This is a genomic window from Polaromonas sp. P4_F9, assembly GCF_056401235.1.
This window is the reverse complement of record NZ_JBFUJT010000075.1, coordinates 1-3,263: the sequence shown is the minus strand read 5'-3', so window position 1 is coordinate 3,263 and position 3,263 is coordinate 1. Positions and strand designations below refer to the sequence as shown.

The window sequence follows — 3,263 nt, the reverse complement described above, 5'->3', positions numbered from 1 at the left end:
GAATTCCCCCACGGCAATCAGCACTGGAAGCATTTCTTGAGACTCCTGCTTTAGACGCGTTTCTTCGAGCGCCAAATGCTTCTCTACGTCAGAAATTTCGGATTGAATCGCTTTGAGCTGGCGCTCCAGGTATTGGGATGGGTCTTGCCCCTTCAGCGATGCAGCGGCTGCTGCGCGGATGAATCCGGGATACCCAGATTTTTTGATCAATTYCTGCATGGCAAACGCGCACCTGTTAGCAAGATTCGTAACCTGCTGGTCATGACAAACGATTTTTATCGCGTCTCTGGCTTCTCTGGCTTCTTGGCCGTTGGGAGCGCTTGCAGCGTAGGCGCGTATGGTGTGAAAGAATTTGGCAAAAGTTGGGTGCATTTAGGGACTCCGGTAGTAAAAAGTGGTTTGACTCAAAAGCGGCGGGTTTCGGCCCAGTCTTTTTGATCCAATGCGGTCAAGCTGGCGATAGTGAAGGTCACGGATGTGTGCAACATCCGACCGTCGATGTCCCGGGGACTTGTCAGCGGTTGAGGCATATGCTCAATCACCATGGGCATGAACAGGGAGTCGGCGTAGCTCATGCCGATGATCTGGGGCGCGTCTGAAGGGTAGACGGTGCGCCAGCCTATTTCTTGGCTACTGTCCAGCACGTTGCCCACCAGCCCTTGGGTGGATAGCTTTTTAGGCAGCGTCCACTTCATGAGCTGATCCATCGGCTGGCGGACCTCAGCATTTGCGTCATACAGCGCGCGGAAGTGCGCCGTGGCGGTGATCTTGAGCGGCGGCATACCGCTGAAAATCTGAGTTGAATTGAGCTTGGTCACAGCGGACTTTCCCCGCAATGTGGCAAGCTGTTTTCCAGTCGAACTGAGTGCCCCACCGACCACGTTGTCCTTACCGGCAAATTGCTGAAGAGAGTTGACGATGGCATCAAAACCGCCCATCTGCAACATGGATGACAGGCTTGACAGCTTGGCGTCGGCTGTCTGGTTTTCAAAGGGAGATATCCAGTTGGCGCTCTGATCGATGGTGCCATCTGTGAGCGGAGCCTGAACCTCTGTCGAATTGGGCTCGCGCTCCCAGCGGACATTGACGCCCTCAACCACGCGCCGAACTGGAAAGAAGCTAGCGATCAAATGCCGGGATAAGCCGGTCCAGTCCGACGACAGCACCGGGTACGCGGTCCCTCTATCAACGCCGCTCACGTCGATGTCCTCGGAGCGGCTTTACAGACGTGGGATTCAATGTAGGCCTGAACGTCTGAACGCCGGTAACGCGGCTGGCCCTCGACATTAACAAATGGCAACGTGCTCGCATGTCCCGCAATGCGCCAAGATTCCACAGTTCTCGGGCTTTTCCTTAGTAGGGCTGCGACTTCTGCGGTGGTCAAAAGAGACTCAATCGACGTATCCATATAGCCTTCAAAAAATATTTGATGGCCAATCATCACGCGCGGACAACTACCGGCGGCCACGTCTTTTCCCAATTCTTTGCGCGAACCTACGAGGCCATCAAACTTAGATGTCAGTCACGCTGTCCTACTTGTTGGCTCTTTAAAGTCAATTTCTTGTAGGGACGCCGCCTCCATAGCCTGCCGGGCCCGCTCAACGGCGCATGCAGCTCTGCGGTCAAGGTTCTCCATCACATTGACGACTTTTTGAAGCGCCTGACGTGCGTCCCGCGCGCGGCGTACCAGCATGGCGCCAGATCGCAGTTCGTCAAAAACATCGGAATTTGAAGCTTGAAACGCATCAATCCCATTCAGCAAAGCTTCAATTTCACTGACGAACTTGATCGACCGCAGTTCGGTAGTGGTGTCGCCCTTGACCGCGTACAGCAGCGCTTCAGTTACCGCCCGCGCGTTGGTCTCAAGTAGCCCCTGCATACGGCGAAGTGCGCCGTTGCGACTGGCGGCGAGCACGTCACGCTCAGGTTCGTCGCTCAAACCCAGCAGGTAATCGGTACTAACGCCGTACAACGAAGCTGCGCGACGCAAAATTTCATGCGGAGGAAGACGATCCCCGCGCTCAATCAGGGATAGCTGAGTGCTGTTTACCCAGCCTATCGACAGAGCAGATTCGGTTTGGCCCAGCCCAGCGAGCTCGCGTGCGGAGACAAAGCGACGCCCCAAAACCTTGCGCAACACGGCATTCCCAGCGGCGCGCGATCCCGGCAATTTGTCGGCACCTTCCTTGTCATCCATATCGTTTTGACCCGCTGCATCAATCGGCAGCGGCGCTGGACGGGGCTTGCCCAGGAGTTGGTTCGTCATGAAATTCACGACTGAATTTGTTGCGATGGGTGACCCAGTTTCGATATCTGTTGAATGCGGCATGAGAGTTCCTTGGGTGGGTTGGGCAATGGAGGCGGGGTTTTCTGTGGCCGTTGCAGGTATCGCTTCTCCGATGACCTGTTCGCGTTGCAGGTGTGTATCTGTTGCCCGGCGGGGTCCAAGCCCCATCGCACGGCAATACTGGGCGGTGACGCGGGCTGTCTGAGTCGGCTTAAACTTTTTCATAATGTTGTCTCTAAGTGTGGGGTTTGAGTCGCAGTAGATGGCTTCTCTAGATGGTGACCGTGAGACGGTGTAGAGGAGGAGGTGAAAACTGGTCTGATAGCACCGTGAGACGGTGTAGGTGGCATCCTCCCTACACCGTGAGACGGTGCAATAGAAGGGCTCTTTACACCGTGAGACGGTCTAAGGCTTGCGTTTTTCACTGGCCGGTCTTTCTGGTAGGCGCCCCGCTCGAAGCATTCAACAGCGCCAGCGTCATAACCGGGCAGCTTGTCCAGCGTTTGCCACGTCACGGCGTACCAACTGGCTTTATTTGGCCGGTGACCTTTTACGGTTTCAAAAATGAACCCGGCCTCGATTAATTCCCGCTTGGCTCGCGTTATCACGTCGGTACTGTTCCAGCCGCGCTTTGAAAGGTATGCAGCAGACGCCAGCAACCGCCCATTGTTGTCACGAACGAACTGCCGCGCGATCTCGAATAGMAGCGAGCGTGCGGGATGGCTTAAACGGGCGAAGGCGACGGAATCGAGTACCGACCAAGGCATCGCTACAAACCCGCCTGCGTCGCGTCCTGAGCCACCCCTGGCGGACTTATTGCGACCATTTGCCACTGGTGCTTTTGGCCGTCGAATGACGCTGCAACGTCTCGGTGGCTTCTTTCTTGGGTTGGCTACGCATGACGCCTTCAGAGACGAAATCGAGCGATACCTCAACTTGGTCGAGGTCGTCGAATTGCCGGGTCACAGCTTCATGG

Annotated in this window: 4 protein-coding genes; all 4 read right to left on the bottom strand. The window is 55.8% G+C overall.

What is annotated here, in order from left to right:
• On the bottom strand, positions 1 to 372 hold a 372-nt coding region (locus AC1DUB_RS28205; RefSeq protein ID WP_477732377.1), incomplete at its 3' end, for a hypothetical protein.
• A 32-nt stretch (positions 373 to 404) separates the two neighbouring features.
• Positions 405 to 1,199: a hypothetical protein gene (locus AC1DUB_RS28200; protein WP_477732376.1), complete on the bottom strand. Its 795-nt coding sequence runs from the start codon at positions 1,197 to 1,199 to the stop codon at positions 405 to 407.
• A complete protein-coding gene (locus AC1DUB_RS28195; RefSeq protein WP_477732378.1) occupies positions 1,196 to 1,408 on the bottom strand; it encodes a helix-turn-helix domain-containing protein in 213 nt (70 codons plus the stop codon). The genes AC1DUB_RS28200 and AC1DUB_RS28195 overlap by 4 nt, the downstream gene beginning before the upstream one ends.
• Positions 1,409 to 1,522: 114 nt before the next feature.
• Positions 1,523 to 2,512 carry a helix-turn-helix domain-containing protein gene (locus tag AC1DUB_RS28190; RefSeq protein WP_477732375.1) on the bottom strand — a complete coding sequence of 330 codons (990 nt, stop codon included), beginning with the start codon at positions 2,510 to 2,512 and terminating at the stop codon, positions 1,523 to 1,525.
• Positions 2,513 to 3,263: the final 751 nt, after the last annotated feature.

What these genes read in the sequence shown, in the direction of transcription:
- AC1DUB_RS28195 (WP_477732378.1), bottom strand. Translation starts at nt 1,408, where the DNA reads ATGGATACGTCGATTGAGTCTCTTTTGACCACCGCAGAAGTCGCAGCC.
- AC1DUB_RS28190 (WP_477732375.1), bottom strand. Translation starts at nt 2,512, where the DNA reads ATGAAAAAGTTTAAGCCGACTCAGACAGCCCGCGTCACCGCCCAGTAT.